Source organism: Mesorhizobium sp. M8A.F.Ca.ET.161.01.1.1, from assembly GCF_004792105.1.
Lineage (GTDB): Bacteria > Pseudomonadota > Alphaproteobacteria > Rhizobiales > Rhizobiaceae > Mesorhizobium.
In genome coordinates this window covers 898867-924863 of the sequence record NZ_SRTD01000001.1, presented here as the reverse complement: position 1 = coordinate 924863, position 25997 = coordinate 898867, and the positions used below count along the sequence as shown (strand labels likewise).

Here is a 25997-nt window from a genome sequence, read left to right as displayed (position 1 = left end):
CATTGGCCATGGTCGGCAAACAGCCGGAATCGTGCCATGGACGTCGCTCTCTTCATTCTCGTCGTGCTCGTCTTCGTGGCACTGTCCGGCGCGCTCGTCCGGCTGGTTCGGGTGCCGCTGCCGGTGCTGCAGATCGCCATCGGCGCGGCCCTTGCCTGGCCGGCCAGAGGCCTGCATGTCGAGATCGATCCCGAACTTTTCCTGCTGGTGTTCATCCCGCCGCTTCTGTTCGGTGACGCCTTCGCGGCGCCCAAACGTGAGCTCATCGGTTTGCGCGGACCGATCCTCGACCTCGCCATCGGGCTCGTCTTCTTCACCATTGTCGGCTTCGGCTATGCTTTGCACTGGCTGGTGCCGAGCATTCCGCTCGTCGTCGCTTTCGCGCTCGCCGCCGTGCTGTCGCCGACCGACGCCGTGGCGGTGTCCTCGATCGTTGACAGGAATGTGGTTCCGTCCCGACTGATGCATATATTGGAGGGCGAGTCGCTGCTCAACGACGCGTCGGGCCTGGTCATGTTCCGCTTTGCGGTGGCTGCGGCATTGACCGGCAGCTTCTCCCTCGCGGGAGCCTCGCTCAGCTTCCTCTATGCCGTCGCCGCCGGCATCCTGGCCGGCCTCGCGGCCCTGTTCATCGCCGCCAAGACGCTGCAACTGCTCAACCGCATCGGCGGCGTGCCGGCCGAGGCGCAGGTTCTCGTCATGATCCTGCTGCCTTTCGTTGCCTATCTCGGCGCCGAGCATGTCGGAGCTTCGGGCATCCTGGCGGCGGTGACCGCCGGCCTGCTGACCGGGGTCTCCGGCATGTACCGCCACCTCGGCGTGTCGGCGCGCATGCAGACCCTGTCGCTCTGGGCGACGCTCACTTTCGTCTTCAATGGCGCTCTGTTCATTCTGCTCGGCCTGCAGCTTCCCGACATCATCCGCAAGGTTCCGCCGGAATTGTCCAGCCGGCATTGGCTGATCGAGCCGGTGGCGACGGTGCTGATCCTGACGCTCTGCCTGATCGGGCTGCGCTTCCTGTGGATCTGGGTCGGCGACATCGCCCAGGCGATCGCGGCGCGCCTCGGCAAGCGCGAGGCCTCGCCGTTCGGATTTCGCGTCCGGCTCGCCGGCTCGGTAGCCGGCGTGCGCGGCGCCATCACATTGGCGGGCATCCTGTCATTGCCGCTGGCTTTGCAGGATGGCTCGCCCTTTCCGGCACGCGATGTGGTGATCTTCCTTGCCGCCGGCGTCATCATCTGCTCGCTCGTCATTGCCAGCTTTGCCTTGCCCAGGATCGCGCGGGGGCTGGTCGAGCCGGGCGAGGATCCGGCCGCCGCGGAGGAGCGCCGCGCGCGCGTCGGCGCCGCCAATGCGGCGATCGCCAGGATCGAGAGCATCGCCAACGAGCAAGGCGAGGGCGAGGCGGTCGAGGCCCGGCTCGCCGTCGCCGACAGCATCGTGGCAGGTTACCGTAGACGCATCGCGGCTTCCGACGAGGCCGCCGAGGCCCGCGCCGAGGCCCGCGAGGCCGGCAGGCTGGAGCTGGAACTCAGGGCGGCGGGCATCGAAGCCGAACGCTCCGCGCTGCGCGACATGTTCCGGAGCCAAGAGATCAATGATCACACGATGCGCGCGCTATTTTCCGAAATCACCTTGACCGAGGCCTTGCTGAAGCAGCGGCGGGACAGGAAATAGCGGTCCGCCCGATCGTTTGCCGCAAACCGGCCAGCAAATTTCGCGCCGCAAACGTGGCGAGGCTAAAACAACTGTGTTAATGGCCCGGCGAACGCAATGCATGTCGCCCGGAACCGTCCAGTGGTTTGGGACGACGGCATGCACGAATTTACCCTTCCAACCCCAGGGGAACTCAGGCCATGGCAACAGCAGCGGCGGCGTCGAACAGATTCGAATCCTTCTTCGAAACCACTTTGGAAGATGCCGATCCGGAGATCTTCGGCGCCATCCGCAACGAACTCGGTCGCCAGCGCCACGAGATCGAACTGATCGCCTCGGAAAACATCGTCTCGCGCGCCGTGCTCGAGGCGCAGGGCTCGATCATGACCAACAAATATGCCGAGGGCTATCCTGGCAAGCGCTACTATGGCGGCTGCCAGTTCGTCGACGTGGCTGAGGAACTGGCCATTGAGCGCGCCAAAAAGCTGTTTGGCTGCAATTTCGCCAACGTCCAGCCGAATTCCGGCAGCCAGATGAACCAGGCGGTGTTCCTGGCGCTGCTGCAGCCCGGCGACACCTTCATGGGCCTCGACCTCAATTCCGGTGGCCATCTCACTCACGGCTCGCCGGTCAACATGAGCGGCAAGTGGTTCAAGGTCGTCTCCTATGGCGTGCGCAAGGACGACCACCTGCTCGACATGGACGCGATCGAAAAGACCGCGCACGAGACCAAGCCGAAGCTGATCCTGGCCGGCGGCACCGCCTATTCGCGTGTCTGGGATTGGAAGCGTTTTCGCGAGATCGCGGACGCCGTCGGCGCCTATCTCATGGTCGACATGGCGCACATAGCGGGCCTCGTCGCTGGCGGCGTCCATCCCTCGCCCTTGCCGCACGCCCATGTGGTGACGACCACCACGCATAAATCGTTGCGTGGTCCGCGCGGCGGCATGATCCTGTGCAATGACGAGGATATCGCCAAGAAGATGAACTCGGCGGTGTTCCCCGGCCTGCAGGGCGGCCCGCTGATGCATGTCATCGCCGCCAAGGCAGTGGCCTTCGGCGAGGCGCTGAAGCCGAGCTTCAAGGTCTATGCCGAAAGCGTCGCCGCCAATGCCAAGGCGCTGGCTTCCAGCCTCAAGGAAACGGGTCTCGACATCGTCTCCGGCGGCACCGACAACCACCTGATGCTGGTTGACCTCAGGCCCAAGAACGCCACCGGCAAGCGCGCCGAGGCGGCCCTTGGCCGCGCTAACATCACCTGCAACAAGAACGGCATCCCCTTCGACCCGGAAAAGCCCTTCGTCACTTCGGGCGTGCGGCTGGGTACGCCGGCCGGCACCACGCGCGGCTTCGGCCAGGCCGAATTCCGTGAGATCGGCAAGCTGATCGCCGAGGTGCTGGATGGGCTCAAGGTCGCCAATTCCGACGAAGGCAATGCGGCGGTCGAAGCGGCGGTCAAGGCCAAGGTCGTTGCATTGACCGATCGGTTCCCGCTCTATCCCTATCTCGGTTGACCATCCTTATCTCGGTTGACCGGGCGCGAAGCGTCATCTTTTATCCACCGGCGGTGCGTCACCCCTGATCGGGTGACGCATGGAACTGGAGATTGATGATGCGCGATTTTTGTCTTGCCTCACTCAGCGCCTTCGGCTGGCTGGCTGCTTGCGGGCCTGCCTTGGCGCAGACGCAGCCCGCTCCGGACATGCCCGCCACCAGCACTTTCGGCCGTTGGACGACTATGGTCGATACGCTCGACACCGGCCAGGACGCGCACAAGACCTGCGCGGCCTCCACGGCATTCTTCGATGCGAGCGGCAATTCGGCCACGCTGACACTGTCGATCTCGACCGGCGATGCGCTGCCGCCCGATGCTTATCCGGCGATCTTGATCACCATCGACAACAAGACCCTGCCAACCGGCAAGAAGATCGCGGCGACTTTCGGCGATCCCGGTGTCAAGGTTTCGGCCACGGTCTACTCCAACGATGGCGTCATCGGCCGCCCCAGCTGGACGGTCGACAATCAGGCTAAGACCAGTCTCGCGCTGCTGCGTGCCATGCGCCAGGCCACCTCGCTCGACGTGACCTTCGGCAAGCAGGCTGTCGCCAGCATTCCGATGGACGGCTTCACCAAGGCCTACCGCAATCTCGGAACGTCCTGCGGCTTCCCAACCAAGGATGTGGCGCCGTGAGGCGGACGACCGGATCGGCATAGGCGCTGCTCATGGATATCGTCTGGAAAGGCGTGGTCGGCGGACTGGTGACGGCCCTGATCGTCTGGGCGTCCAAGCGGGGCAATGTCCTGCCCGGCATCCTGCCGCTGGCGCCGACCTTTGCCGTCATCGCGTTGCTCGCCGTCGGCGCCAAGGGTGATCCGGGCGGGTTCCGCGATGCCTGCCTTGCCGGAATGAAGACGATTCCGGCCTATCTCGCCTTCCTCGGCGCCTGCTGGCTGTTCATCGACAAGGTCGACTATCGCCTGGCTGTTGCCGGCGGCATTGCCGTCTGGCTGCTTGCCGCGCTGGCAATCTTCCTCGCGCCTCGCTATCTCTGAGGCGCGGCAGGCGATCGAAGAAACAGAACTGCTTCAATCCGCACCGGAAAGGCTCTAAGCCTTTCACCTCACCAGATTCGCGAACCCAAGGCTCTCCATGCGCTGTCCCTATTGCCAGTCCGAAGATACGCAGGTGAAGGATTCGCGTCCCGCCGAGGACGGCGCGGCGATCCGCCGGCGGCGTGTCTGCCCCGATTGCGGCGGCCGTTTCACCACGTTCGAGCGCGTGCAGTTGCGCGATCTCGTGGTGGTCAAGAAATCGGGGCGAAAAGTGCCGTTCGACCGCGACAAGCTGTTGCGCTCCGTCGAGATCGCGGTGCGCAAGCGCAACGTCGACCCCGAACGCATCGATCGCGCCGTGACCGGCATCGTGCGCCAGCTCGAAAGCTCGGGCGAGACGGAAGTGGCCTCGGGTGAGGTCGGCCGGCTGGTCATGGATGCACTGAAGTCGCTCGACGATGTCGCCTATGTGCGCTTCGCCTCGGTCTACCGCAATTTCCGTGAGGCCAAGGATTTCCACGAACTGCTCGGCGAGTTGAAGGGGGACGAGGACAAGAGCGAAGAGGACGCCGGCTGAGCATGGCAGCACCGCAACGCAGCGAGGCCGAACAAGCGGCCCTTGACCGCCGTTTCATGGCCGCGGCCTTGCGGCTGTCGCGCAAGCACGCCGGCCGCACCTCGACCAATCCATCCGTCGGCACGATCATCGTGCGTGACGACGGCTCAGGCCCGATGATCGTCGGTACCGGCGTGACCGCGATTGGTGGCCGGCCGCACGCCGAGACCGAGGCGCTGGCGGAGGCCGGCGAACTCGCGCGCGGCGCCACCGCCTATGTCACGCTGGAGCCTTGCGCCCATCACGGCCGCACGCCGCCTTGCGCCAATGCGCTGGTCAACGCCGGCGTTGCGCGCGTCGTGGGAGCTGCGAGCGATCCCGATCCGCGGGTCTCCGGCCAGGGCTATGCCATTCTGCGCGCCGCCGGCGTCGAAGTGGTTGAAAAGGTCCTGGCCGGCGAAGCGGCCGAACAAATGGCGGGCTATTTGATTCGCTCTCTGAAAAAACGCCCGGAAGTGATTCTGAAGATTGCGCTTTCCAGCGACGGCAAGATCGGCAGGGAAGGCGCCGGCCAAGTCGCGATAACAGGCGACATGGCGCGCCGCGAAGTCTACCTGATGCGCGCCGAGGCGGACGCCATTCTGGTCGGCATCGGCACGGCGCTGGAAGATGATCCGGCGCTGACAGTGCGTTTGCCCGGGCTGGAGAACCGTTCACCGGCGCGCATCGTCCTCGACCGCCAGATCAGGCTGCCGGAGGGCTCGAAGCTGGTGTCGGGCGTCGATCGCGTACCGCTTTACGTTGCGGCTTGCCTGGAGGCCGATCCGCAGCGCCGGGCGGCGCTCGAGCGCGCCGGCGTGCGCTTCATCGGCACGGAGACGCACGACGGCGGCGTGGCATTGCCGGAACTGCTCGAGGATCTGGCGGCGCTCGGCATGGCAAGCGTGCTGGTCGAGGGCGGCGCCAAGGTGGCGAGCGCTTTCCTGGCCGACGGGCTGGTCGACCGCATCGTGCTGTTCCAGGGACCGGAAGCGATCGGCGGTGACGGCATTGCGTCGCCCATCGACGCCGACCATATCCCGGCAGGTTTTCGCAAGCTGCGCGAGATGCGGTTCGGCGAAGACGGCTACGCCGAATGGATCAGGGATTTTCAGGGATAGAGATCGATGTTTACCGGGATTGTCACCGATATCGGCACCGTGGCCGCCGTCAAGCCGCTGCGGGAAGGGGTGGGACTGCGCATCGACTCCGCCTATGATCCCAAGACCATCGCCATTGGCGCCTCGATTTCCTGCGGTGGCGTCTGCCTGACGGTCACTGCCTTGCCCGACAGCGGGTCGAACGCGCGCTGGTTCGAGGTCGAGGCCTGGGAGGAGGCGCTCAGGCTGACGACGGCGGCGGGTTGGAAATCGGGCACCAGGATCAATCTGGAGCGGGCGCTGAAGATCGGCGACGAGCTCGGCGGCCACATCGTTTCCGGCCATGTCGACGGTACCGCCGAGATCGTCGAGCGCAAGGATGAGGGCGACGCGGTGCGCTTCACGCTGGAAGCGCCACGCGATCTGGCGAAATTCATCGCGCCGAAAGGCTCCGTTGCGCTCGACGGCACCTCGCTCACCGTCAACAGGGTCGAGGGAACCCGTTTCGACGTGCTGTTGATCCACCACTCCCTGACCGTCACCACCTGGGGCGAGCGCAAGGCAGGCGACCGCGTCAATCTCGAGATCGACACCATGGCACGGTACGCCGCCCGGCTGGCGGAGGCGGCGAAAGAGGGGCTGTAGGTACAGCCCCAATCTCACCTCGATTTAATCAACTTTAATCGCTATGATTAAACTTGATTGCGAGGGTCGAATGGACACAAAAGTTATCACCGCCCATGTCCCGCTGCCGCTTGCGGAGAAAGTGGACCAACTGGCTGCTCGACTTGAGCGTCCGCGCGGTTGGACCGTCAAACAGGCCCTTTCTGCCTGGGTCGATTTGGAGGAGGAGCGTCGACGGCTTACGCTTGAGGCGCTGGCCGATGTCGACGCTGGTCGGATTATAGACCATCAGGCCGTTCAGGCCTGGGCCGATAGTCTTGGTACTGAAAAGCCGTTGCCTGTGCCACGTTGATGGAGCTGAAGTGGACCAGTAGGGCTTTGTCCGATCTGGTCAGGCTTCATGACTTTCTTGCGCCCGTAAACAACCAGGCGGCCGCCAGCGCAGTGCGGTCGCTAGTTGCCGTGCCAGCGCGGCTAATCGTATCGGGGAGAAGCTGGAAGAGTTTGAGCCGCGCGAAGTTCGCCGCATTTTGGTCGGCAACTACGAGATTCGCTATGAGATAGCGAACACCACGATTCTGTTGCTGCGCCTATGGCACACGCGAGAGGATCGATAGGACGACTACCCACAGGCAATCTTCCGCTTGCGATCAATCCGGCTTCGGCCTAAGTCACCGGCAACCCCCGGAGACATTTATGGCTGGCACATCCCAACACGGCAAGGCGTTCATCCGTCCCAAGACGAAGGCGCACCTGCTCATCATCGAAGCGCGGTTCCATGACGATCTGGCCGACGCCTTGCTCGACGGCGCCACCAACGCGCTGGACGAAGCCGGCGCCAGCTATGACGTCGTCACGGTTCCCGGTTCGCTCGAGATTCCGGCCGTCATCACCTTCGCGCTGGACGGCGCCGGCGAAGGCGGCACGCATTATGACGGCTTCGTCGCGCTCGGCACCGTCGTCCGCGGCGATACCTATCATTTCGATATCGTCGCCAATGAATCCAGCCGTGCGCTCATGGACCTGTCCGTGCAGGAGTCGGTCTGCATCGGCAACGGCATCCTGACCACCGAGAACGATGCGCAGGCGTGGACGCGGGCCAAGCGCTCGGAAGGCGACAAGGGTGGCTTTGCCGCGCGTGCGGCGCTGACCATGATCGCGCTGAAGGAACAATTGGGAGCGCGATCGTGAGCGAACCCGCTTCGCCAGGACAGCCCGCGGTGCGCCACGCCAACAAGCGCGGTGCTGCCCGTCTGGCCGCCGTGCAGGCGCTCTACCAGATGGATGTCGCCGGCAGTGGCGTGTTCGAGATCACCGCCGAGTACGAGGCGTTCCGCCTCGGCAAGGAAGTCGACGGTGCGCTCTACCGCGAGGCCGACGCGCAGTGGTTTCGCGCCATCCTGACCGGCGTCGTCGAGAACCAGAAGACCATTGATCCGATCATCCGCCAGGCGCTGACCGACGACTGGCCGCTGTCGCGTCTCGATTCCACGCTGCGTGCCATTCTGCGCGCGGGCGTCTATGAGTTGATGAAGCGCGATGACGTGCCGGTCGCGGTCATCGTCACCGAATATGTCGATATCGCCAAGGCCTTCTACGAGGAAGACGAGCCGAAGCTGGTCAATGCCGTGCTCGACCGTGTGTCACGCCGCGTGCGTGGCGAGGGTCGCGGCAAGGACGCTTCGTGACCGCCATCGCCGTCGAGGCGGGCAGGGAGGCGCGGCGGACCGCGCTGATCCTGGCCGCCTCGCAAGCGATCATCGGCTCGGCGGCCCCCATCGCCATCTCCATGGGCGCATTGGCCGGGCAATATCTGCTGGGAGCCGACAAATCCCTGGCGACGGCGCCCATCACCGGCTTCAACCTCGGCGTGGCGCTCGGTGCCTTGCCGGCTGCGGCCATCATCCGTTGGCTGGGGCAGCGCGGCGGCTTCATGACCGGAACCGTCGTCACAGCGCTCGGCGGGCTGGTCGCCACCCTGGCATTGTTCCATGGCAGCTTCTGGCTGTTCGCGTTCGCGCTGCTCGTCATCGGCGTCGGCGGCGCCTTCGTGCAGCAGTTCCGTTTTGCCGCGGCCGACAACGCGCCGCCGGCGTTCAAGGCGCGCGCCATCTCCTTCGTGCTCGCCGGTGGCATCATCACCGCCATTCTCGGGCCGCAGATCGTCATCTTCACCCGCGAATTGTTCGCGCCTGTCATGTTTGCCGGCTCTTTCGCCTCGATCCTGCCGCTGGCGGCGGTCGGCGCCATCATCCTGTCGTTCCTGCGCTTGCCGGCAAAGACCGCGAGCAAGGTGGACGTTGCCGACGGCGATGCCAGACCCCTTTCCGAAATCGTCACAAAGCCGCGTTTCGTCGCGGCGCTCTTCTGCGCGGTCGGCAGCTACGCGCTGATGAGCTTCGTCATGACCGGCGCACCGCTTGCCATGGTCGGCTGCGGCCTGTCCGAGGACGATGCGACGCTGGGCATCTCCTGGCACGTCATGGCGATGTTCGGGCCCAGCTTCTTCACCGGCTCGCTGATCCATCGCTTCGGCGCCGAGCGCGTTGTCGCCACCGGCCTGCTGTTGCTAATCGGCTGTGCCGTCGTTGCCTTGTCGGGCCTGGCGCTGTGGCAATTCTGGACAGCGTTGATCCTGCTCGGTCTCGGCTGGAATTTCGCCTTCATCGGCGCCACCGCCATGGTGGCGGCCAGCTACCACCCTTCCGAAAAGGGCAAGGTGCAGGGCTTCCACGACTTTGTCCTGTTCGGCTCAGTCGCCTGCGCGTCACTGATGTCGGGCATGGTCTACAACGCCTGGGGCTGGACGATGCTCAACTGGATGATCTTTCCGGTCGCCGCGCTTTGCTTCGTGGCACTCGGCGCGCTGAAGATGAAGAGCTTACGGCCGGCTGACAGCTATGCGTCCGGCGGCAAAACCTGAAGCACCCGCGCAATGAACATGTGGAACTCAGCCATATAGTTGCGCAGGAAGTCCTCGGTGGATTCAACCGTCACCTCGCCCTCATCCGTGATCAGCCCAGGCGTGAACTGGATATAGGCTTCGGGCGCATTCATCTGCGGCGAGTTGCAGAAACTCAAAACGCTGCGCAGGCTTTGTTGCGCGACAGCGGTCGCGATGGCACCCGGCGATGTTCCGATGACGGCGGACGGTTTGCGCGCGAATGAATTCTTGCCGTAGGGGCGACTGGCCCAGTCGATTGCGTTCTTCAGTCCGCCAGGGATCGAGCGGTTGTACTCCGGGGTGACGAACAGCACGGCCTGGACCGAGGCGATCGCCTTTTTGAAAGCCTGGGCGGCCGGTGGGAAATTGGCGTCATAGTCGTAACTGTAGAGCGGCAGATCCTTGAAGCCGATTTCCGTCATTTCGAGCTCGGGAGGGGCAAGTTGAACGAGTGCCTTCGCGAGCTTGCGGTTGATGGACTCCCGGGCGAGGCTGCCGATGAGATAACCGACCTTGTGTATGGCCATGACACGCTCTCCGTGTTTGCCCCCGCACCCCCGCGGCATTATCCACCCGATGGCGGCCGACCGCCAGCCCGCTGTTGCCGCCGGGCCGACATCGGCGCGTACGGAACAAAAATATTGCGTCGATCCCCTTTCTTATGAAACCGTGTGCCCCGACTGGCCGTTGAAGCCATGCTCATATGCGGCCACCGCATTCCGGTTCACAGCAAGGGATTCTCATAATGTTTTCAGTCAAGGTTCTGGCCAGCGCGGCAATCGCGCTCGCCATCACGGCGGCTTCCGCGAGCGCTCAGGTCGTCGTCTCCTCGAAGATCGACACCGAGGGTGGCGTGCTCGGCAACATTATCCAGCTCGTTCTCAACGCCAACAACATCAAGACCACGGATCGCATCCAGCTCGGCGGCACGCCGGTGGTTCGCAAGGCGATCACCGCCGGCGAGATCGACATCTATCCCGAATACACCGGCAATGCCGCTTTCTTCTTCGAGAAGGCCGATGATCCCGTGTGGAAGGATGCCGCCAAGGCCTATGAGACGGCCAAGAAGCTCGACTACGACGCCAACAAGATCGTCTGGCTGTCGCCGGCGCCGGCCAACAACACCTGGGCGATCGCCCTGCGCAAGGAAGTGACCGACGAGAACAAACTCGGCACGCTCTCGGACTTCGGCAAGTATGTCGCCGGCGGCGGCAAGGTGGTGCTGGCCGCCTCCGCCGAGTTCGTCAATTCGGCGGCAGCCCTTCCGGCCTTCCAGACCACCTATGGCTTCACGCTGAAGCCTGACCAGCTGATCACCCTCTCGGGTGGCGACACGGCCGCGACCATCGCGGCGGCCGCCAACCAGACCAGCGGCGCCAATGCCGCCATGGTCTACGGCACCGATGGCGGCATCGGACCATCGGGCCTCGTCGTGTTGACCGACGACAAGGGCGTGCAGCCGGTCTACCAGCCGGCGCCGATCATCCGCGAATCCGTGCTGAAGGAGCATCCGGAGATCGAGACGCTGCTGAAGCCGGTCTTCGCCAAGCTCGATCTCGTCACCCTGCAGGAGCTCAATGGACGCGTGCAGGTGGGCGGCGAGCCGGTCAAGGGCGTCGCCGAGGACTTTTTGAAGAAGAACGGGTTCTTGAAGTAGCTACGCGTCGATAAGTGACGTCAGTGCGAGGCGCCTTATGAGCCCCCGTTTCGACAAGCTCGGCGTCGTCATCGCCGCGCTCGCTGCCTACGCCGCGTTTCTCGCACCGTTCGCCACCTTCCGCGCCAACCGCATCGTTCCCGGTCAGGCACGTTCGATCCTTGACGCACTGCCGGCAACGACCGGTCCGCTGCTTTTGGCGATCCTCGTCCTGGCCGGTTTTGTCGCCCTGCTCAGGACGCCGCTGATCTTGCGCCTTGCAGCCAGCGTCGTGGCGCTTGTCGCGCTGGCGCTGCTCATCGGCGTCGCCGGAACATACCTCACTCCGGCCGGCAACACCTTTGCCAGGGTCTCGCCGGCCTCCGGCTTCTGGATTCTCATCTTCGCCTTCACGCTTTTGCTCGCCGACGTGCTGACCCGGCTCAACCTGCCGCCCTCGGCGCGCGTTGGCGTGCTTGTCGTTGCGGCGCTAGCCATCGGCTTGCTGCTGATGTCGGGACGCTGGGACAGCCTCTCGATCCTCAAGGAATATTCCAACCGCGCCGACAGCTTTTGGGCCGAAGGCTCCAAACATTTGACCCTGGCGCTCGGCTCGCTGCTTGCCGCGGTGATCGTCGGCCTGCCGCTCGGCATCCTGTGCCACCGCGTCGAAAGCCTGCGGGCTGGCGTCCTCAATGTTCTCAACATCATCCAGACCATCCCCTCGATCGCGCTGTTCGGCCTGCTGATCGCGCCGCTCGGCTGGGTCGCAACCCATGTGCCGGGCGCGGCCGCGCTCGGTATCAGGGGCATCGGCACCGCCCCCGCCTTCGTCGCGCTGTTTCTCTATTCGCTGCTGCCGGTGGTGGCCAACACCGTGGTCGGTCTCGCCGGCGTGCCGCGTGCCGCCAATGACGCGGCGCGGGGCATGGGCATGACCGATCGCCAGCGCCTGTTCGGTGTCGAGTTTCCGCTGGCCTTTCCGGTGATCCTGACCGGCATCCGCATTGTCCTGGTGCAGAACATCGGTCTTGCCACCATCGCCGCGCTGATCGGCGGCGGCGGTTTTGGCGTGTTCGTGTTCCAGGGCGTCGGTCAGACGGCGATGGACCTGGTGCTGCTCGGCGCGGTGCCGACCGTGGCGCTCGCCTTTGCCGCCGCCATCATCCTCGACGCGGTGATCGAAATGACCGCCACCAAGCGCAGGGTAGAAACGGCATGATCGAGATCGAAGGCATCACCAAGCGCTATGACGCGACGACGGTCGTCGACAACGTTTCAATGGTCATCGAGCCGCGCACCATCGCCGTCATTGTCGGCACCTCGGGTTCCGGCAAGACGACGCTGCTGCGTATGATCAACCGGCTGGTCGAACCGACGTCAGGCGTCATCAAGCTCGACGGCGCCGATAATCGATCGGTGCCCGGTTACGAACTGCGCCGCAGCATCGGCTACGCCATCCAGGGCCACGGCCTGTTTCCGCATCGCACCGTGGCGCAGAATATCGCCACCGTGCCGGTGCTGCTTGGCTGGGACAAGGCGCGCATCAAGGCCCGCGTGAATGAACTGATGACGCTCTACCAGCTCGACCCCCAGGAGTTCGGGCCGCGCTATCCGCACGAACTGTCCGGCGGTCAGCAGCAGCGCGTTGGCGTTGCCCGCGCGCTCGCCGCCGAGCCCAACGTGCTTTTGATGGACGAGCCGTTCGGCGCGCTCGACCCGATCATCCGCACCAAGGCGCAAGAGGATCTGCTGGCGATCCAGAAGCGCTTCGGCACCACCATCATCCTCGTCACCCATGACATGGAGGAGGCCGTGCATATGGGCGACAGGATCGCGGTGATGGATGCCGGCAAGCTCGTGCAATATGCAAGGCCGGCGGAGATCCTGGCGAGGCCGGCCAACGCCTTTGTCGAGACGCTGGTTGGCGCCAGCGAAAGGCCATTCAGGCTGCTGTCGCTCGGGCGAGTGCGCGACGCCGTGGAGCAGGGCGGGGCCGAAGGCGAGGCGATCCCCGGCGACGCCAGCCAGCGTGACGCGCTCGCGGAACTTCTCTGGTCCGGCAGACCGGCGCTGCCGGTGAAGGGCGCCGACGGCAAGCCGCTCGGTCGCGTCACCGTGGATGGCCTGATCAAGCGGGCGGCGAGGCCGGCATGAAAGCCTGGCTGCCTCTGCTGCTCAGGCTTGCACTGGTGGTGTTGCTCGTTGCCTTCATCACCAGCCCGGGTTGGTTCGAGCCGTTGCTGAAGCCGCTGACCGAAAACAACGCTCCCGCGATCTACAATCAAGGCAGCCTGCTGACGCTTACGCTGCTGCATCTGCGCACCGTGCTGATCGCGACCGTCGCGGCCACCATCGTCGCTGTGGCGCTTGCCATCCTGGTGACCCGGCCTGCCGGCGCTGAATTCCTGCCGCTGTCGCGCAGCCTGGTCAATATCGGCCAGACCTTTCCGCCGGTGGCGGTGCTGGCGCTCGCCGTGCCGGCCGTCGGCTTCGGCGAGAAGCCGACGTTGATCGCGCTGTTTCTCTATGGCCTGCTGCCGATCTTCGAGAACGCGCTGACCGGGCTGACGACGCTGCCGGCCAATGTCGTCGAGGCGGCGCGTGGCGCCGGCATGACCGGCTGGCAAAGGCTCACCAAGGTCGAACTGCCGCTCAGCGCGCCGATCATCCTTGGCGGCATCAGGCTGTCGGTGGTGATCAGCCTCGCCACCGCCACCATCGGCTCTACGGTGGCCGCCAGGACGCTCGGCGAAGTGATCATCGCCGGCTTGCTGTCGAACAATCTGGCCTTCATCCTGCAGGGCGGTCTGATCGTCGCGGCGCTTGCCGTGCTGATCTATGATGGACTGTCCGCGGTCGAGCGCTACGCGGCGCGGCGCATGGGCAGGGAAGCGGACTGACCATGCCCGATGGTCGGGATCGATTTCAATCGATCTAACCGCCGGGCGATCGCGACCCACACTCGCCCGCCTGGACCTTTTGGGCGAAAGCCGGGCAAAAATCGAACAATATCTTGACGTTCGCAGCCCTGTTTCGCATACACCGATGCGAAGAGGGGGATTCCATGCACGGGATTCCGTCTTTGTCTCAACGGCCCAGGGAGGGGTTCTTTTGGGCCAACAATCGAGGAAAACCCGGCAATGACCATAATTTCCGCCGTCATCGCCTGCGGCTTGCTGTCTGTCCTTTACGCCATATGGGCGACACGTTCGGTCCTTGCGGCCGATCAGGGCAACGCGCGCATGCAGGAAATCTCCGCCGCCATTCGCGAAGGCGCGCAGGCCTATCTGGCACGCCAGTACACCACCATCGCCATCGTCGGCGTGGTCGTGCTCGTGCTCGCCTGGTGGCTGCTGTCGATCACCGCCGCAATAGGCTTCCTGATCGGTGCCGTTCTGTCGGGCGCCGCCGGCTTCATCGGCATGCATGTTTCGGTGCGTGCCAATGTGCGCACCGCGCAAGCGGCTTCCAACAGCCTTGCCGCCGGCCTCGACATCGCCTTCAAGTCGGGCGCCATCACCGGCATGCTAGTGGCTGGCCTGGCCCTGCTTGGCGTTTCGATCTACTATCTCATCCTCACCCAGTTCCTCGGCCTCCAGCCAAACGACCGCATCGTCATCGACTCGCTGGTCTCGCTCGGCTTCGGCGCCTCGCTGATCTCGATCTTCGCCCGCCTCGGCGGCGGCATTTTCACCAAGGGTGCCGATGTCGGCGGCGATCTGGTCGGCAAGGTCGAAGCCGGTATTCCCGAGGATGATCCGCGCAACCCCGCCACCATCGCCGACAATGTCGGCGACAATGTCGGCGACTGCGCCGGCATGGCCGCCGACCTGTTCGAGACCTATGCGGTGACGGTTGTCGCCACCATGGTGCTGGGCGCCATCTTCTTTGGCGGCACCGCCATCCTTGGTGCGGCGATGCTCTATCCGCTCGCCATCTGCGGCGCCTGCATCCTGACCTCGATCGTCGGCACCTTCTTCGTCAAGCTCGGTTCCAACGGCTCGATCATGGGCGCGCTCTACAAGGGGCTGATCGTGACCGGCCTGCTGTCGGTCGTTGGCCTCGGCGTCGCCACTTCGGCCACGCTCGGCTGGGGCGAGGTCGGCACCGTCGCCGGCATCGTCATCACAGGCAAGAACCTGTTCATCTGCGGCCTCATCGGCCTCGTGGTGACCGGCCTTATCGTGGTGATCACCGAATACTACACCGGCACCAACAAGCGTCCGGTCAACTCGATTGCCCAGGCATCGGTGACCGGCCATGGCACCAACGTCATCCAGGGCCTCGCGGTCTCGCTGGAATCGACGGCGCTGCCGGCGATCGTCATCGTCGGTGGCATCATCGCCACCTACCAGCTCGGCGGCCTCTACGGCACGGCGATCGCCGTCACCACCATGCTCGGCCTCGCCGGCATGATCGTGGCGCTCGACGCCTTCGGCCCGGTCACCGACAATGCCGGCGGCATTGCCGAAATGGCCGGCCTGCCCAAGGAAGTGCGCCACTCCACCGACGCGCTCGACGCGGTCGGCAACACCACCAAGGCGGTGACCAAGGGCTACGCCATCGGTTCGGCCGGCCTCGGCGCATTGGTGCTGTTCGCCGCCTATTCGAACGACCTGAAGTTCTTTGCCGCCAATGGCGACAAGTATCCTTACTTCCAGGGCATGGGCGAAATCTCCTTCGATCTCTCCAACCCTTACGTCGTCGCCGGCCTGATCTTCGGCGGCCTCATTCCCTACCTGTTCGGCGGCATCGCCATGACGGCCGTCGGCCGCGCGGCCGGTGCCATCGTCGAGGAAGTGCGCAAGCAGTTCCGCGAGGATCCGGGCATCATGGCCGGCACCTCGAAGCCCAACTATGCGCGCGCCGTCGATCTCCTGACCAAGGCGGCGATCCGCGAGATGATCATCCCGTCGCTGCTGCCCGTGCTGGCGCCGCTCGTCGTCTATTTCGGCGTGCTGCTGATCTCGGGCTCGAAGGCGTCCGCCTTCGCCGCCCTTGGCGCTTCCTTGCTCGGCGTCATCGTCAATGGCCTGTTCGTCGCCATCTCGATGACCTCGGGCGGTGGCGCCTGGGACAACGCCAAGAAATCTTTCGAGGACGGGTTCACCGACAAGGACGGCGTCAAGCACCTCAAGGGTTCCGAGGCGCACAAGGCGTCGGTGACCGGCGACACCGTCGGCGATCCCTACAAGGACACCGCCGGCCCGGCGGTCAACCCGGCGATCAAGATCACCAACATCGTGGCCTTGCTGCTGCTGGCGGTGCTCGCGCACGGCTGAGCGGAAGCCCGGAAACTTGAAATAGCTCAACGCTTGAAATCAAGAACCCGCGAGGAGCGATCCTCGCGGGTTGGACGTTGCGACCGGCCTGATTTCCTTGATCCTGACGCCGTCGATCGGCGGCGGATCGATGGCAAGCCAGTCCGATGTCACTGTCTGCCGGTCGGGTGTCCCCGTCGTCATCCAGCCATCCGGCACCGCACGGTCGTCACCGCTCATGTCCAAGCCCCAAGCCTGGCCGGTTGATATGGGTTTGCCACATCCCTGACAAGCCGGCTCCTCATTGGCCAAACAAAAACCCGTGAGATCGCTCCCACGGGTTTTCGGTCGCCTGAGACATTTCCGTTCCCCAAGGTCAGGGAAGCAGGATTCTAGGGAAGCAGGAATCTAGAAATCAGGGGGTGCCGCCGGGCATGCTGGGGGCCAGCTTGCTGGCGCCGTTGATGATCTGGCTGAGGAAGTTCTGGTCCTTGCCGCCGGTCGGCGTGGTGCGCGAGATGAAGTCGAAGATCTTGCCGTCCTTCAAGCCGTAATTGGCGATCTGGGTGACGCGGCCGTCCGCACCGAAATAGACCGCGAGCACTTTCTGGTCGACGAGCCTGGGCTTGTCGAAGGCGACATAGCGTTTGCGGGTTTGCGAAATGTAATAAAACGCCTCGTTGTCGAACGTCGCCGTCGTCGATGGTGTGCCAAGCGCCAGAAGCACCTGTTCGCGGCTGGAACCGACGGGCACCGAATCGACGGCCTGCTGGTCATAGACATACCCTTGCGTGAACGTTTCGCTCGGACTGAGGTCACCGATCATCTTGTTGGTGTGGCATGCCGAGAGCGCCGATATGACAACCAGCAGCGAGATCGCGCCGGCGGGCCTGGACGAGAAGGTCGACTTGAAATTCAGCGCGCGCAACAACAATTCTCCATTATATCGCCGCAACTTGCGCTGGGCCGCAAAACCGGTAAACCAGCTTGCTTGCCGATGCAACAAGGCCAATTCAACAAACGGTCCCCGGAGACCATCCCCATGTTCCAGCGCCTTTTTGGCCGCGAACGCCACGCCAACCGCGCCATCACCGACGCGCTTTACGCACAAATCGTGGCGGCGGCGCGGCAGACTGTTTTTTATTCCCATTGGAATGTGCCGGACACGCCGCTCGGCCGTTTCGAGATGCTTTCGCTGCACATGTTCCTGGTCCAGCACCGCTTGCGCGGCGAGGACGGTGTGGCCCAGGAGATCGCGCAGGTGCTGATCGACGAGTTCTTCCTCGATGTCGATCATTCGCTGCGGGAACTGGGCATTGGCGACGTCGGTGTGCCAAAACGCATGAAGAAACTGGCGAAGATGTTCTATGGCCGCACCGCCGCCTATGATGATGCGCTGGAACGAGGCGATCATGATGGTCTGACCGCGGCACTTGCCCGTAATGTCCGTCCCGACGCCGACGCCTGGTCGGAAGCATCGCGTTTGGCAGGGTATGTCGCCGACGCCAGCCGGCAACTGAACGCGCAGCCGACCGAATCGATCGTTGCCGGCACTGTGGCATTTCCAGAGCCAACGGAGGCTGATCGATGAAACACGCCGATATGCAAAGTCCGGTATCCTTTTTCGCCAATGTCGCCCGGCTGCCACAGAAGGGGCTGCCCGTGGTGATCGAGGCCGACCCCGCGCAACGCGCCGCACTCGCCGAGGCGCACGGGCTGCTGTCGGTCGAAGCCTATCGCGCCGAACTGCTCGTTGCGTCGTGGAAGCGCAATGGCGTCAAGCTCAGCGGCCGTGTCGAGGCAGACATCACCCAGGCCTGCATCGTCACGCTCGACCCCGTCCAGGCACATATCGATGAGCCGGTCGAGGCGCTGCTCTTGCCCGAGGACTCCAAGCTCGGACGGCAGGGATTCGATGGCGGCGGCGAAATTCTGCTCGACGCGGATGGGCCCGATAGCCCCGAGACATTTTCAGGCGACACCATCGATGTCGGGGCGCTTGCCGAACAGTTCTTCGGATTGGCGATCGACCCCTATCCGCGCAAGCCCGGCGCGTCGCTTGATGCCGGTGACGACACCGGATCGGCGGAGAATGAATTTCAGCAAAAACTGCGATCCTTGCTGGGAAAATCCTGAAAACCTCGCCCGCGACGGAAAAGTCGGTTGTGCGACAGCCTAAAACCGCTATTTTCGCCGAGCCTTTGCGATCACTAAAACGACTTGCCGCCTAACCGTGAGATGAATACCGCGTGATCAGGATTTCCATCGATGCCATGGGCGGCGATCACGGACCAACCGTGGTCATTCCAGCGCTCATGACGGTCGCGACCCGCCGTCCCGACATCCGCTTCGTCATCTACGGACGTGAGGAACTGGTGCGCCCCGAACTCGCCAAGTTCCCCAAATTGGCCGAGGTCAGCGAGTTCTTCCACTGCGAGATCGCGGTCAGGATGGACGACAAACCGAGCCAGGCGCTGCGCCACGGCCGCTGGAAATCGTCGATGTGGAAGGCGGTCGAGGCGGTCAAATCGGGCGCCGCGGATGCATGCATTTCCGCCGGCAACACCGGCGCGCTGATGGCGATGTCGAAATTCTGCCTGCGCACCATGGCCACCATCGAACGCCCGGCGATTGCGGCATTGTGGCCGACATTGCGTGGCGAAAGCGTGGTTCTGGATGTGGGCGCCACCATTGGCGCCGATGCGCACCAACTCATCGATTTTGCCATTCTCGGCACCGGCATGGCGCGTTCCGTATTCGGCATCGCCCGGCCCACGGTCGGCCTGCTCAATGTCGGCGTGGAAGAGATCAAGGGCCAGGAAGAGGTCAAGGAAGCGGGACGCATGTTGCGCGAAGCCAACATGGCCTCGATGAACTACCATGGCTTCGTCGAAGGCGACGACATCGGCAAGGGGACGGTCGACGTCGTGGTGACGGAAGGCTTCGCCGGCAACATCGCGCTGAAGACGGCTGAAGGCACCGCCCGCCAGATAGGCGGCTATCTGCGGGCCGCGATGAGCCGCACGCTGATGGCCAAGATCGGCTATGTCTTCGCCAAGGGCGCCTTCGACCGCCTGCGCGAAAAGATGGATGTCGGCCGCTCCAATGGCGGCGTGTTCCTGGGGCTGAACGGCATCGTCGTCAAAAGCCATGGCGGCGCCGATTCGGATGGTTTCGCCGCGGCGATCGAACTCGGCTACGACATGGTGCGCAACAATCTGCTCGACCGCATCGAGGCCGACCTCGATCTGTTCCATGCGCGCAACCCGCATGCCCTGACATCTAGGAAATCCGACGTCGTTACCGACGCAAAGGAATAGGAAAGAATTTTGATCAGATCAGTTGTGCGCGGCATGGGCTCCGCGCTGCCCCGCCGCATCATGAAGAATGCCGATTTTGAAGGCATGGTCGAGACCTCCGACGAGTGGATCGCCCAGCGCACCGGCATCCGCCAGCGCCATATCGCGGCTGACGACGAGACGACGGCTTCCCTGGGCGAGGCCGCGGCGCGCGCCGCCCTTGCCGATGCCGGATTGACCCCGGACGACGTCGATCTGATCGTGCTGGCGACTTCGACGCCAAACAACACCTTCCCCGCCACTGCCGTCGAAATCCAGAACCGGCTCGGTATGCATCACGGTTTTGCCTTCGACATGCAGGCGGTGTGCTCCGGCTTCGTCTATGCGGTGGCGACAGCCGACCTCTATATCCGCGGTGGCCTGGCAAAGCGCGTGCTGGTGATCGGTTCGGAAACCTTTTCGCGCATTCTCGACTGGAGCGATCGCTCGACCTGCGTGCTGTTTGGCGACGGCGCCGGTGCGCTGGTTCTGGAAGCGGGCGAGGGGGCCGGGACGATCGCCGACCGGGGCGTGCTGGCGGCCAGCCTGCGTTCCGACGGCGCGCACAAGGAGAAGCTCTTCGTCGACGGCGGACCGTCGACGACGGGAACGGTCGGTCATTTGCGCATGGAAGGCCGCGAGGTCTTCAAGCACGCGGTCGGCATGATCACCGATGTCATCGAGGCGACCTTCTCGGCCGCTGGGATTACCGCCGAAGACCTTGATTGGTTCGTGCCTCACCAGGCCAATAAACGGATTATTGACGCTTCAGCCAAAAAGCTCGGGATAGCAGAGCAAAAGGTGGTGGTGACCGTCGATTTGCACGGTAACACCTCGGCTGCTTCCGTACCGCTGGCGCTGTCGGTGGCCGTCGCCGACGGCCGCATCAAGAAGGGTGACCTGGTGCTCCTGGAGGCGATGGGCGGCGGCTTCACCTGGGGCGCCGTTCTGGTTCGCTGGTAAGTGGAGAACGGCCCGGTTTCGGTCCTTGACCTTGCCGGATCAATTACTTAGGCTCTGCCGCTGTTGTGCCGATTTTACGTTTGAACTGATGGGACGGTCGCATGGGGGGAAAAACACTTACTCGCGCCGACCTGGCCGAGGCCGTCTACAGAAAGGTCGGCCTGTCGCGCACTGAGTCCGCCGAACTCGTCGAGGCCGTGCTGGACGAAATCTGTGAAGCGATCGTGCGCGGCGAGACAGTGAAGCTGTCGTCCTTCGCGACATTTCATGTCCGCTCCAAGAATGAGCGCATCGGACGCAATCCCAAGACCGGCGAGGAAGTTCCGATCCTGCCGCGTCGGGTGATGACCTTCAAATCGTCCAACGTGTTGAAGAACCGCATCTTGCGTTCTCACCAGAACAGCAAGGCCAAGGGCGGCAAATAGCCTTCATTGCCCGGTTGAAAACCGGCGCGGCGATGACGGCGGGCTTGAATATTGCTTCACAAACCGCTGAAATAAGGCCCGATTCGGCGGTATGGCCGGATTGGTGTTCTGGCGTATGATCTGTTCCGCGCTGGCGGAACAAGCTCTTCTCCTCGTTGGGCGCGATCTCGTCTGAAGACCGTTCCGGGCCACGCTCCAGCGTGAGGATTTCGCCCATGGACAAGAGCCCCGACGCCTTCCGCACCATCAGCGAGGTCGCGGAAGATCTCGACCTGCCGCAGCATGTGCTGCGTTTCTGGGAGACGCGCTTCAACCAGATCAAGCCGATGAAGCGCGGCGGCGGCCGCCGCTACTACCGGCCGCAGGATGTCGAACTGATCAAGGGCATCCGCCACATGCTCTATGACCAGGGCTACACCATCAAGGGCGTGCAGAAGCTGCTGCGCGAAAACGGCAATCATTTCCTGGTCGCCATCGGCAATGGCGACATGGCCGCGGTCGAGGCGATCTCGCAACGCAAGCAGGCCGACCAGGTGCCGCTGACGCCGGCTGCACAGCCGCGCGGCGGAGATGACGAACTGGTTGGCCAGCCAAGGGTCAAGCCCAGCCGCCGCTTCTTCGGCCTGGGCAAGAGCGACGAGGAAGGTCCGGTCGCGCCGGACGCGTCGAAACTCTCGCGTGACAATCGCGCGCTGCTGCAGGAGGCGCTGTTCGACCTCCTGGAATGCAAGCGTCTGCTTGACCAGGTGCGCTGACCGCGAGTACCGGGTGCTTTGACGCCTTGAAACCGGAACCGGCGGTCGGGTGAGGCGTTACGTTTCCTTCTGCAAGACAAGGAAACGCATGATGGCTTCATTTTCGACCCTTTCGGACATCGACCTCGAAAAGCAGGTCGCGGCTCTCTCGAGGGAACTCGCGGCGTTGCGCAAGGCAGTGTCAAAGCGGGGTGGCGCTTATTATGAAGACAGCCGTGATGCTGCTCTTGATACATATTCGGATCTTGCGGAGCGCCTGCGAGATGCCATGCCGGCAATCCGCAGACAGGGCAGGGTGATCGAGAAATCGGCACGCGACCATCCGGCGGCCGCCGCTGCGGTCGGCCTTGTCGTGCTCGGTCTCGTCGCCAGCCTGCTGTTTAGCCGGCGCTGACTGCCACCCCAGGACAAGGAATCCGGAGAAATGGCGGCTCGCCTTTCCAGGCCGGCCGCCATTCTCATTCATATCAGCGATTTGTAGTGCCGCTCCGGCATCTGGCACGAAGCGCGTCGGCATAGAGGCGTACGGCCCGTTTGTGCTTCCGACGCAAGAATGCGGATTGATCGAGCCGCCACAGCCGTTCGATTTCCCCGGCGATCGCCGGGTTTGTCCATGTGCCATATCCGGCGGCCGAGTAGACGGTGACCTCGCCGGCATAGAGACGATCGTCGGTGACCAGAAAATCGATACGGATATAATCGAGGTCGCCGGCTATGCCGGGCGCGATCGAGATCGCCTGGCGGACATAGGCGACGAGCCGCGCATTGACAGGCAAGGCCTGGTCCTCCCCGGGATAGTCTGGATCGCGGCCGGGCAACGGATTGGCGTCGCGGTCGAACAGCAGCGAGCGCTTGGCGTGCTTATCCTCCACCCAGACATGGGATATCACCCCGCTGCAGAGATGGACCTTGATGTCGGTGGCGATTGTCCCGCCGCTGAGTGCCAGCGGCTCCTCCACGAAAACGGCCGGTACGACAGGCCAATAGGCCCATTCGCCATTGCGCCGGCCGTAGCGTTTTTTGAGCCAGCGGCTGGCCTTGCGCACGATGGCGGCGCGATCGGGTTCGCCGTTGGAGACAAAAATGTTCATGGCGCAGCCATGGTTTGCCTTGACCACGACGTCTCCGGTCAGCAGGTCAGGTGGAAGGTCGGCAGGGTCGCGCCCGGACCAGAGCGTCTTTGGCACGGCGACATCGCGGCAGGTTTCCCGGATATGAGCCTTGGCCGCGAGCTTGTCGGTCAGCGTCACGAATAGCGGGTTGCGATCGAGGATCTTTCGCCAGAGCAAAAGCTCGTTATAGCGCACGGGCGCGGCCGGATTGGGCAGATAGCCCAGTTTCATGACAAATCGTACGACAAGGACAGGATGGCGCAGCGTCAGCCACAATCGCGCGACCGACAGGACAATGCGGTCTGTCCGGGAAAGATCGGCCTTGGCCGTCATCGGGGATACCCTGGCCTTGTTGGCGAAGCCTTATCCGGCGCAGCGTGCCGGTTGGAAGTACCCCTTGCCGTATCGCGGTTTGGCGTCGCGTCAAAGGCACTTGCTTGTTGTCGCTACAGCTGGACCGTCGCCGCCATCCGGCAGTCGGATTAGCCCGGGTCGTCCGGGCCAGGCATTGCATGACCGGAGAAGACCGGCCTCGAACAGGAAGCCAAGACCGGTCTTGTCTGGCAGTCTGGTATGCTTAGTAGGTCTTCTTTGTCATCTTCTTCATGTGGTGATGATGGTGGTGGTGATGGTGGTGATAGCGATGGTGGTGGCGATGATGGTGATGGTGATGGTGATGGTGATGGTGATGATGATGATGATGCTTTGCCATCGGGGCCGCGTCCGCTCTCGTCGCGCCGACCACCGGCACCGCGAAAGCGATTGCAGCTGCAAGCCCGAGGGCCGAGAGGAGGGACTTCTTCATTGGATCGTTTCCTTCTTTCGCAGGCAGGTATCAATCGGGCCGATATCCCGATCGCCGCGAATGGAATTACGCTCCTGAATTTTTTCGTCAGTATTTCCCGACTGTAGAATTTTGTTTCTGGACTGTTGCCGGGCAAGCCGGAGGGCCTGCACCGTTGCGAGGGCGCAGGCCGAAAGCCGTGTCGTCCGTTTTGGCCTACATAGGCCGGACCACACCTTTGTTTCCCACAACGACGCGGCTGGCACTCAGCGTGCCGTCAGCCTCGCGCTGAGCGGTACGAAAACCGTCGCGCTTGGCTTGAGATCGGCCGCCGCGGCCGGCGCGAACGTGACGACGGGCGTACCGTCGGGTATCGAGATCTTCTTCGTCTGACCATTGTCATAGGTCAACGTCACCGCCCGCCCGTTTATGTCGGTGACGTCGGCGACGGTGCCGTTGGTCATGCGGCTGTTCGGCTCAAGGTCCCAGGGGCGGTCCCCCTCGCCAGTGCCTTTCAAGGCAGCCGGAAAGACCACCACTTCCAGCGCGCCGCTGCCGCCGTCGGCCTTGGAGACAGAGGCGATGCCGAGGAAATCGCCCTGCTTGATGTCGTTTACAGACGCTTTGGCAACGCCTGACAGCTTCCAGCCGTCTTTCAGCTTGATCGCGGAAGTATCGCCTTGACGGGTTTTCACGGTCAGCAGCGACGGCTCGAAACTGACCACCGTGCCGCGCACGCGCAATGCGTCCGCCGCCTGCGCGCTGGCCACACCGACGCCGGAAAGCATGGAAATCGTGCCGAGCACGAAGAGGGATGTCTTGAGGTTCATTAGGGGTATCCTTTTGGGAAAGGCTGGCTGGAACGGGATGGTTTCACGCCGGCGACATCGAGATAACGACCGGATGGAGCGAAACTGCCGGGCAAAAGCCGCTCACGCGTTCAAAACAACTTGATCGGGACAGGACGAGGCAGCCGCATGGACATCCGCTTCACGATCCCGTGACGGTCGGTTTGGCGCTTGGCAAATCGCCGGCGAGAGGGCATCTTCCTGCTCGTCTCAGGCAACATCCCATTTTGATCAAACGCTTTCAGCCAACGGAGTTGCCAATGCCCAACAATGCAAAAAGCCACGCCCTCTCCGAACCATTAGCCAACGAGATCGGGCCCGATTACAATACCCTCAGGGCAATGCGGGAAACGCGCGGATACAGCCTCGAAGCGCTTTCCCTGACCTGCGGCCTCTCAGTCGACGAGATCGAGGACATCGAGAGCGGCCGAACGGCCGACCCGGCGAAGCTGCGTCGTATTGCGTCCGCGCTTCGTCTGCCCCAGGACGCTCCCATTGCTTCCGCACCGACACTGGCCGCACAAGGCCGGCCCCAGGCATAGGTCGGCGGCAGGCATGCCCAAGAAACCCGCCAAGCCCACTTGGCGGGTTTCTTGTCGATGCCGGCATTCTCCGGCAGGCCGGGCTTGCCGATCTGCAAATCGCACGTGTTTATAGGTGCGACATCCAAATCCGCGCCGATCGCATCTGCCATGCAGCGGGAACCGTGAGTTTTTCGATATGAGCCTGGATTCCGTTGGTGCCTTCTTTGCTGCTCACGCGCCTGACATCGAGGTCATTGTCACGCAAGCAAGTTCGGCGACGGTGACGCTGGCGGCGGAGGCGCATGGCGTGTTGCCGGCGCAGATCGCCAAGACGATCTGCCTTCGCGTCGGCGAGCGCACCATGCTGGTCGTGACCAGCGGCATCGCCAGGCTGGACAACCGCAAGTTCAAGGACCAGTTCGGCGGCAAACCGCGCATGCTGGACGCGCAAGAGGTTGTCGCTGCCACGAGCCATCCGGTGGGCGGTGTCTGCCCGTTCGGCCTGCCGGCGCCACTGCCGGTCTATTGCGACGTCTCGCTGCGCGAATTCGCCGAGGTGGTACCCGCCGCCGGCGCCACCAACGCTGCGGTGCGCGTTGCACCGCAGCGCATGGTTGAGCTTACTGGCGCGCAATGGGTGGATGTGTGCCAAGGTTAGCGCCGGATCCTATCTGGGCAAAACGGGCAATTCGAGAATTAGGTGATGCGGCAGGGCGGACTTTTGGGGGCAAGTCCTGCTTCGTAATGGTCGGAGTGGCCGGATTCGAACCGACGACCCCTTGACCCCCAGTCAAGTGCGCTACCGGGCTGCGCTACACTCCGGACCGGTCGCGATGTATCGTGATAACCCGGCTCGGGTCAACCGATTTCCGCGAT

General features: G+C 63.6%; 30 protein-coding genes, 1 tRNA gene and 2 pseudogenes. 26 read left to right on the top strand and 7 right to left on the bottom strand.

From position 1 onward, the window contains the following. The first annotated feature begins 36 nt into the window (after positions 1-36). The 12 genes and pseudogenes from EN804_RS04750 to EN804_RS04695 all read left to right on the top strand — a co-directional run bounded on the left by EN804_RS04750 (position 37) and on the right by EN804_RS04695 (position 9451). Positions 37-1677, top strand: coding sequence for a Na+/H+ antiporter (locus EN804_RS04750; protein ID WP_127279283.1), 1641 nt, complete (start codon positions 37-39; stop codon positions 1675-1677). Between the two features lie 179 nt (positions 1678-1856). Then, entirely contained in the window at positions 1857-3170 is a 1314-nt protein-coding gene (gene glyA / locus EN804_RS04745; RefSeq protein ID WP_127279284.1) for a serine hydroxymethyltransferase, read from the top strand. A gap of 98 nt (positions 3171-3268) precedes the next feature. Continuing rightward, on the top strand, positions 3269-3847 hold the full coding sequence (locus EN804_RS04740; RefSeq protein WP_135864024.1) for a hypothetical protein: 579 nt from the start codon (positions 3269-3271) through the stop codon (positions 3845-3847). A gap of 32 nt (positions 3848-3879) precedes the next feature. Continuing rightward, the gene (locus tag EN804_RS04735) at positions 3880-4209 is read left to right on the top strand and encodes a GlpM family protein (RefSeq protein ID WP_127281281.1); all 330 of its coding nucleotides are present in this window, start codon (positions 3880-3882) and stop codon (positions 4207-4209) included. Positions 4210-4306: 97 nt separating this feature from the next. Further along, positions 4307-4786, top strand: coding sequence for a transcriptional regulator NrdR (gene nrdR, locus EN804_RS04730; protein WP_127281280.1), 480 nt, complete (start codon positions 4307-4309; stop codon positions 4784-4786). Positions 4787-4788: 2 nt separating this feature from the next. After that, on the top strand, positions 4789-5925 hold the full coding sequence (ribD, locus tag EN804_RS04725) for a bifunctional diaminohydroxyphosphoribosylaminopyrimidine deaminase/5-amino-6-(5-phosphoribosylamino)uracil reductase RibD (protein WP_127869633.1): 1137 nt from the start codon (positions 4789-4791) through the stop codon (positions 5923-5925). Between the two features lie 6 nt (positions 5926-5931). Further along, complete coding sequence (locus tag EN804_RS04720) at positions 5932-6549, top strand: riboflavin synthase (RefSeq protein WP_127869632.1); 618 nt, start codon at positions 5932-5934, stop codon at positions 6547-6549. A gap of 70 nt (positions 6550-6619) precedes the next feature. Continuing rightward, positions 6620-6880, top strand: a complete 261-nt coding sequence (locus EN804_RS04715; RefSeq protein WP_135918739.1) for a ribbon-helix-helix domain-containing protein — start codon at positions 6620-6622, stop codon at positions 6878-6880. Next, a pseudogene (locus EN804_RS04710) lies at positions 6880-7145 on the top strand (type II toxin-antitoxin system RelE/ParE family toxin). Before EN804_RS04715 ends, EN804_RS04710 begins: the two are co-directional and overlap by 1 nt. Positions 7146-7224: 79 nt before the next feature. Continuing rightward, entirely contained in the window at positions 7225-7719 is a 495-nt protein-coding gene (ribH, locus tag EN804_RS04705; RefSeq protein WP_135880052.1) for a 6,7-dimethyl-8-ribityllumazine synthase, read from the top strand. Beyond that, positions 7716-8216 (top strand): transcription antitermination factor NusB, encoded by a 501-nt coding sequence (nusB, locus tag EN804_RS04700; RefSeq protein ID WP_127281214.1) that lies wholly within the window; start codon positions 7716-7718, stop codon positions 8214-8216. The genes ribH and nusB overlap by 4 nt, the downstream gene beginning before the upstream one ends. Then, entirely contained in the window at positions 8213-9451 is a 1239-nt protein-coding gene (locus EN804_RS04695) for an MFS transporter (RefSeq protein WP_135918738.1), read from the top strand. The genes nusB and EN804_RS04695 overlap by 4 nt, the downstream gene beginning before the upstream one ends. Here EN804_RS04695 and EN804_RS04690 read toward each other — a convergent pair. Continuing rightward, complete coding sequence (locus EN804_RS04690) at positions 9427-9999, bottom strand: NADPH-dependent FMN reductase (RefSeq protein ID WP_127279854.1); 573 nt, start codon at positions 9997-9999, stop codon at positions 9427-9429. The two genes, EN804_RS04695 and EN804_RS04690, sit on opposite strands and share 25 nt — an antisense overlap. Positions 10000-10217: 218 nt before the next feature. Here EN804_RS04690 and EN804_RS04685 point away from each other — a divergent pair, with 218 nt between their 5' ends. The 5 genes from EN804_RS04685 to EN804_RS04665 all read left to right on the top strand — a co-directional run bounded on the left by EN804_RS04685 (position 10218) and on the right by EN804_RS04665 (position 16393). Beyond that, positions 10218-11129 (top strand): ABC transporter substrate-binding protein, encoded by a 912-nt coding sequence (locus EN804_RS04685; protein ID WP_135880053.1) that lies wholly within the window; start codon positions 10218-10220, stop codon positions 11127-11129. Between the two features lie 37 nt (positions 11130-11166). Next, entirely contained in the window at positions 11167-12330 is a 1164-nt protein-coding gene (locus tag EN804_RS04680) for an ABC transporter permease (protein WP_135918737.1), read from the top strand. Continuing rightward, a complete protein-coding gene (locus tag EN804_RS04675) occupies positions 12327-13265 on the top strand; it encodes an ABC transporter ATP-binding protein (RefSeq protein ID WP_135918736.1) in 939 nt (312 codons plus the stop codon). The genes EN804_RS04680 and EN804_RS04675 overlap by 4 nt, the downstream gene beginning before the upstream one ends. Further along, positions 13262-14011, top strand: coding sequence for an ABC transporter permease (locus EN804_RS04670; RefSeq protein WP_127279858.1), 750 nt, complete (start codon positions 13262-13264; stop codon positions 14009-14011). The genes EN804_RS04675 and EN804_RS04670 overlap by 4 nt, the downstream gene beginning before the upstream one ends. A gap of 240 nt (positions 14012-14251) precedes the next feature. Beyond that, complete coding sequence (locus EN804_RS04665; RefSeq protein ID WP_127869624.1) at positions 14252-16393, top strand: sodium-translocating pyrophosphatase; 2142 nt, start codon at positions 14252-14254, stop codon at positions 16391-16393. 39 nt (positions 16394-16432) lie between these two features. Here the strand turns inward: EN804_RS04665 and EN804_RS37890 are convergent, their stop codons facing one another. Both EN804_RS37890 and EN804_RS04655 read right to left on the bottom strand, forming a co-directional pair. Beyond that, entirely contained in the window at positions 16433-16612 is a 180-nt protein-coding gene (locus EN804_RS37890) for a hypothetical protein (RefSeq protein ID WP_245464284.1), read from the bottom strand. A gap of 175 nt (positions 16613-16787) precedes the next feature. After that, positions 16788-17300 carry an outer membrane protein assembly factor BamE gene (locus EN804_RS04655; RefSeq protein ID WP_127276589.1) on the bottom strand — a complete coding sequence of 171 codons (513 nt, stop codon included), beginning with the start codon at positions 17298-17300 and terminating at the stop codon, positions 16788-16790. A gap of 114 nt (positions 17301-17414) precedes the next feature. Between EN804_RS04655 and EN804_RS04650 the strand changes: the two genes are divergently transcribed. From EN804_RS04650 to EN804_RS04620, 7 genes are all read left to right on the top strand, one after another. Continuing rightward, positions 17415-17963, top strand: a complete 549-nt coding sequence (locus EN804_RS04650) for a ubiquinol-cytochrome C chaperone family protein (RefSeq protein ID WP_135918735.1) — start codon at positions 17415-17417, stop codon at positions 17961-17963. Further along, the gene (locus EN804_RS04645; RefSeq protein ID WP_135880056.1) at positions 17960-18508 is read left to right on the top strand and encodes a DUF177 domain-containing protein; all 549 of its coding nucleotides are present in this window, start codon (positions 17960-17962) and stop codon (positions 18506-18508) included. Before EN804_RS04650 ends, EN804_RS04645 begins: the two co-directional genes overlap by 4 nt. A gap of 113 nt (positions 18509-18621) precedes the next feature. Further along, the gene (gene plsX / locus EN804_RS04640) at positions 18622-19692 is read left to right on the top strand and encodes a phosphate acyltransferase PlsX (RefSeq protein WP_127869623.1); all 1071 of its coding nucleotides are present in this window, start codon (positions 18622-18624) and stop codon (positions 19690-19692) included. Positions 19693-19701: 9 nt separating this feature from the next. After that, complete coding sequence (locus EN804_RS04635; protein ID WP_135918734.1) at positions 19702-20673, top strand: beta-ketoacyl-ACP synthase III; 972 nt, start codon at positions 19702-19704, stop codon at positions 20671-20673. A gap of 101 nt (positions 20674-20774) precedes the next feature. Beyond that, positions 20775-21098: an integration host factor subunit alpha gene (locus tag EN804_RS04630; RefSeq protein WP_010915609.1), complete on the top strand. Its 324-nt coding sequence runs from the start codon at positions 20775-20777 to the stop codon at positions 21096-21098. 215 nt (positions 21099-21313) lie between these two features. After that, positions 21314-21853, top strand: a complete 540-nt coding sequence (locus EN804_RS04625) for a MerR family transcriptional regulator (RefSeq protein WP_127280880.1) — start codon at positions 21314-21316, stop codon at positions 21851-21853. Positions 21854-21944: 91 nt separating this feature from the next. Continuing rightward, positions 21945-22247, top strand: coding sequence for a hypothetical protein (locus EN804_RS04620; protein ID WP_135918733.1), 303 nt, complete (start codon positions 21945-21947; stop codon positions 22245-22247). A 73-nt stretch (positions 22248-22320) separates the two neighbouring features. Here EN804_RS04620 and EN804_RS04615 read toward each other — a convergent pair whose 3' ends face one another. The 3 genes and pseudogenes from EN804_RS04615 to EN804_RS04605 all read right to left on the bottom strand — a co-directional run bounded on the left by EN804_RS04615 (position 22321) and on the right by EN804_RS04605 (position 24579). After that, the gene (locus tag EN804_RS04615; RefSeq protein ID WP_135864055.1) at positions 22321-23298 is read right to left on the bottom strand and encodes an ATP-grasp fold amidoligase family protein; all 978 of its coding nucleotides are present in this window, start codon (positions 23296-23298) and stop codon (positions 22321-22323) included. Positions 23299-23568: 270 nt separating this feature from the next. Continuing rightward, on the bottom strand, positions 23569-23739 hold the full coding sequence (locus EN804_RS37120) for a hypothetical protein (protein WP_189524436.1): 171 nt from the start codon (positions 23737-23739) through the stop codon (positions 23569-23571). A 226-nt stretch (positions 23740-23965) separates the two neighbouring features. Continuing rightward, positions 23966-24579: pseudogene (locus EN804_RS04605) on the bottom strand (hypothetical protein). Between the two features lie 278 nt (positions 24580-24857). Between EN804_RS04605 and EN804_RS04600 the strand changes: the two are divergent. Together EN804_RS04600 and EN804_RS04595 are read left to right on the top strand one after the other, a co-directional pair. Further along, positions 24858-25139 carry a helix-turn-helix transcriptional regulator gene (locus EN804_RS04600; protein ID WP_127281021.1) on the top strand — a complete coding sequence of 94 codons (282 nt, stop codon included), beginning with the start codon at positions 24858-24860 and terminating at the stop codon, positions 25137-25139. Positions 25140-25317: 178 nt separating this feature from the next. Further along, positions 25318-25779, top strand: a complete 462-nt coding sequence (locus tag EN804_RS04595; RefSeq protein ID WP_135918731.1) for a YbaK/EbsC family protein — start codon at positions 25318-25320, stop codon at positions 25777-25779. Positions 25780-25866: 87 nt separating this feature from the next. Here the strand turns inward: EN804_RS04595 and EN804_RS04590 are convergent. Continuing rightward, a tRNA-Pro gene (locus tag EN804_RS04590) sits at positions 25867-25943 on the bottom strand. Between the last annotated feature and the right edge of the window lie 54 nt (positions 25944-25997).

Coding starts and splice junctions, on each gene's coding strand:
- ribH (WP_135880052.1), top strand. CDS start 7,225: ATGGCTGGCACATCCCAACACGGCAAGGCGTTCATCCGTCCCAAGACG.
- EN804_RS04645 (WP_135880056.1), top strand. CDS start 17,960: ATGAAACACGCCGATATGCAAAGTCCGGTATCCTTTTTCGCCAATGTC.
- EN804_RS04650 (WP_135918735.1), top strand. CDS start 17,415: ATGTTCCAGCGCCTTTTTGGCCGCGAACGCCACGCCAACCGCGCCATC.
- EN804_RS04670 (WP_127279858.1), top strand. CDS start 13,262: ATGAAAGCCTGGCTGCCTCTGCTGCTCAGGCTTGCACTGGTGGTGTTG.
- EN804_RS04665 (WP_127869624.1), top strand. CDS start 14,252: ATGACCATAATTTCCGCCGTCATCGCCTGCGGCTTGCTGTCTGTCCTT.
- EN804_RS37890 (WP_245464284.1), bottom strand. CDS start 16,612: ATGAGCGGTGACGACCGTGCGGTGCCGGATGGCTGGATGACGACGGGG.
- EN804_RS04740 (WP_135864024.1), top strand. CDS start 3,269: ATGCGCGATTTTTGTCTTGCCTCACTCAGCGCCTTCGGCTGGCTGGCT.
- EN804_RS04620 (WP_135918733.1), top strand. CDS start 21,945: ATGGCTTCATTTTCGACCCTTTCGGACATCGACCTCGAAAAGCAGGTC.
- glyA (WP_127279284.1), top strand. CDS start 1,857: ATGGCAACAGCAGCGGCGGCGTCGAACAGATTCGAATCCTTCTTCGAA.
- EN804_RS04630 (WP_010915609.1), top strand. CDS start 20,775: ATGGGGGGAAAAACACTTACTCGCGCCGACCTGGCCGAGGCCGTCTAC.
- EN804_RS04750 (WP_127279283.1), top strand. CDS start 37: ATGGACGTCGCTCTCTTCATTCTCGTCGTGCTCGTCTTCGTGGCACTG.
- ribD (WP_127869633.1), top strand. CDS start 4,789: ATGGCAGCACCGCAACGCAGCGAGGCCGAACAAGCGGCCCTTGACCGC.
- nrdR (WP_127281280.1), top strand. CDS start 4,307: ATGCGCTGTCCCTATTGCCAGTCCGAAGATACGCAGGTGAAGGATTCG.
- EN804_RS04735 (WP_127281281.1), top strand. CDS start 3,880: ATGGATATCGTCTGGAAAGGCGTGGTCGGCGGACTGGTGACGGCCCTG.
- EN804_RS04600 (WP_127281021.1), top strand. CDS start 24,858: ATGCCCAACAATGCAAAAAGCCACGCCCTCTCCGAACCATTAGCCAAC.
- EN804_RS04625 (WP_127280880.1), top strand. CDS start 21,314: ATGGACAAGAGCCCCGACGCCTTCCGCACCATCAGCGAGGTCGCGGAA.
- EN804_RS04675 (WP_135918736.1), top strand. CDS start 12,327: ATGATCGAGATCGAAGGCATCACCAAGCGCTATGACGCGACGACGGTC.
- EN804_RS04680 (WP_135918737.1), top strand. CDS start 11,167: ATGAGCCCCCGTTTCGACAAGCTCGGCGTCGTCATCGCCGCGCTCGCT.
- EN804_RS04685 (WP_135880053.1), top strand. CDS start 10,218: ATGTTTTCAGTCAAGGTTCTGGCCAGCGCGGCAATCGCGCTCGCCATC.
- EN804_RS04595 (WP_135918731.1), top strand. CDS start 25,318: ATGAGCCTGGATTCCGTTGGTGCCTTCTTTGCTGCTCACGCGCCTGAC.
- EN804_RS04720 (WP_127869632.1), top strand. CDS start 5,932: ATGTTTACCGGGATTGTCACCGATATCGGCACCGTGGCCGCCGTCAAG.
- EN804_RS04615 (WP_135864055.1), bottom strand. CDS start 23,298: ATGACGGCCAAGGCCGATCTTTCCCGGACAGACCGCATTGTCCTGTCG.
- EN804_RS04715 (WP_135918739.1), top strand. CDS start 6,620: ATGGACACAAAAGTTATCACCGCCCATGTCCCGCTGCCGCTTGCGGAG.
- EN804_RS04690 (WP_127279854.1), bottom strand. CDS start 9,999: ATGGCCATACACAAGGTCGGTTATCTCATCGGCAGCCTCGCCCGGGAG.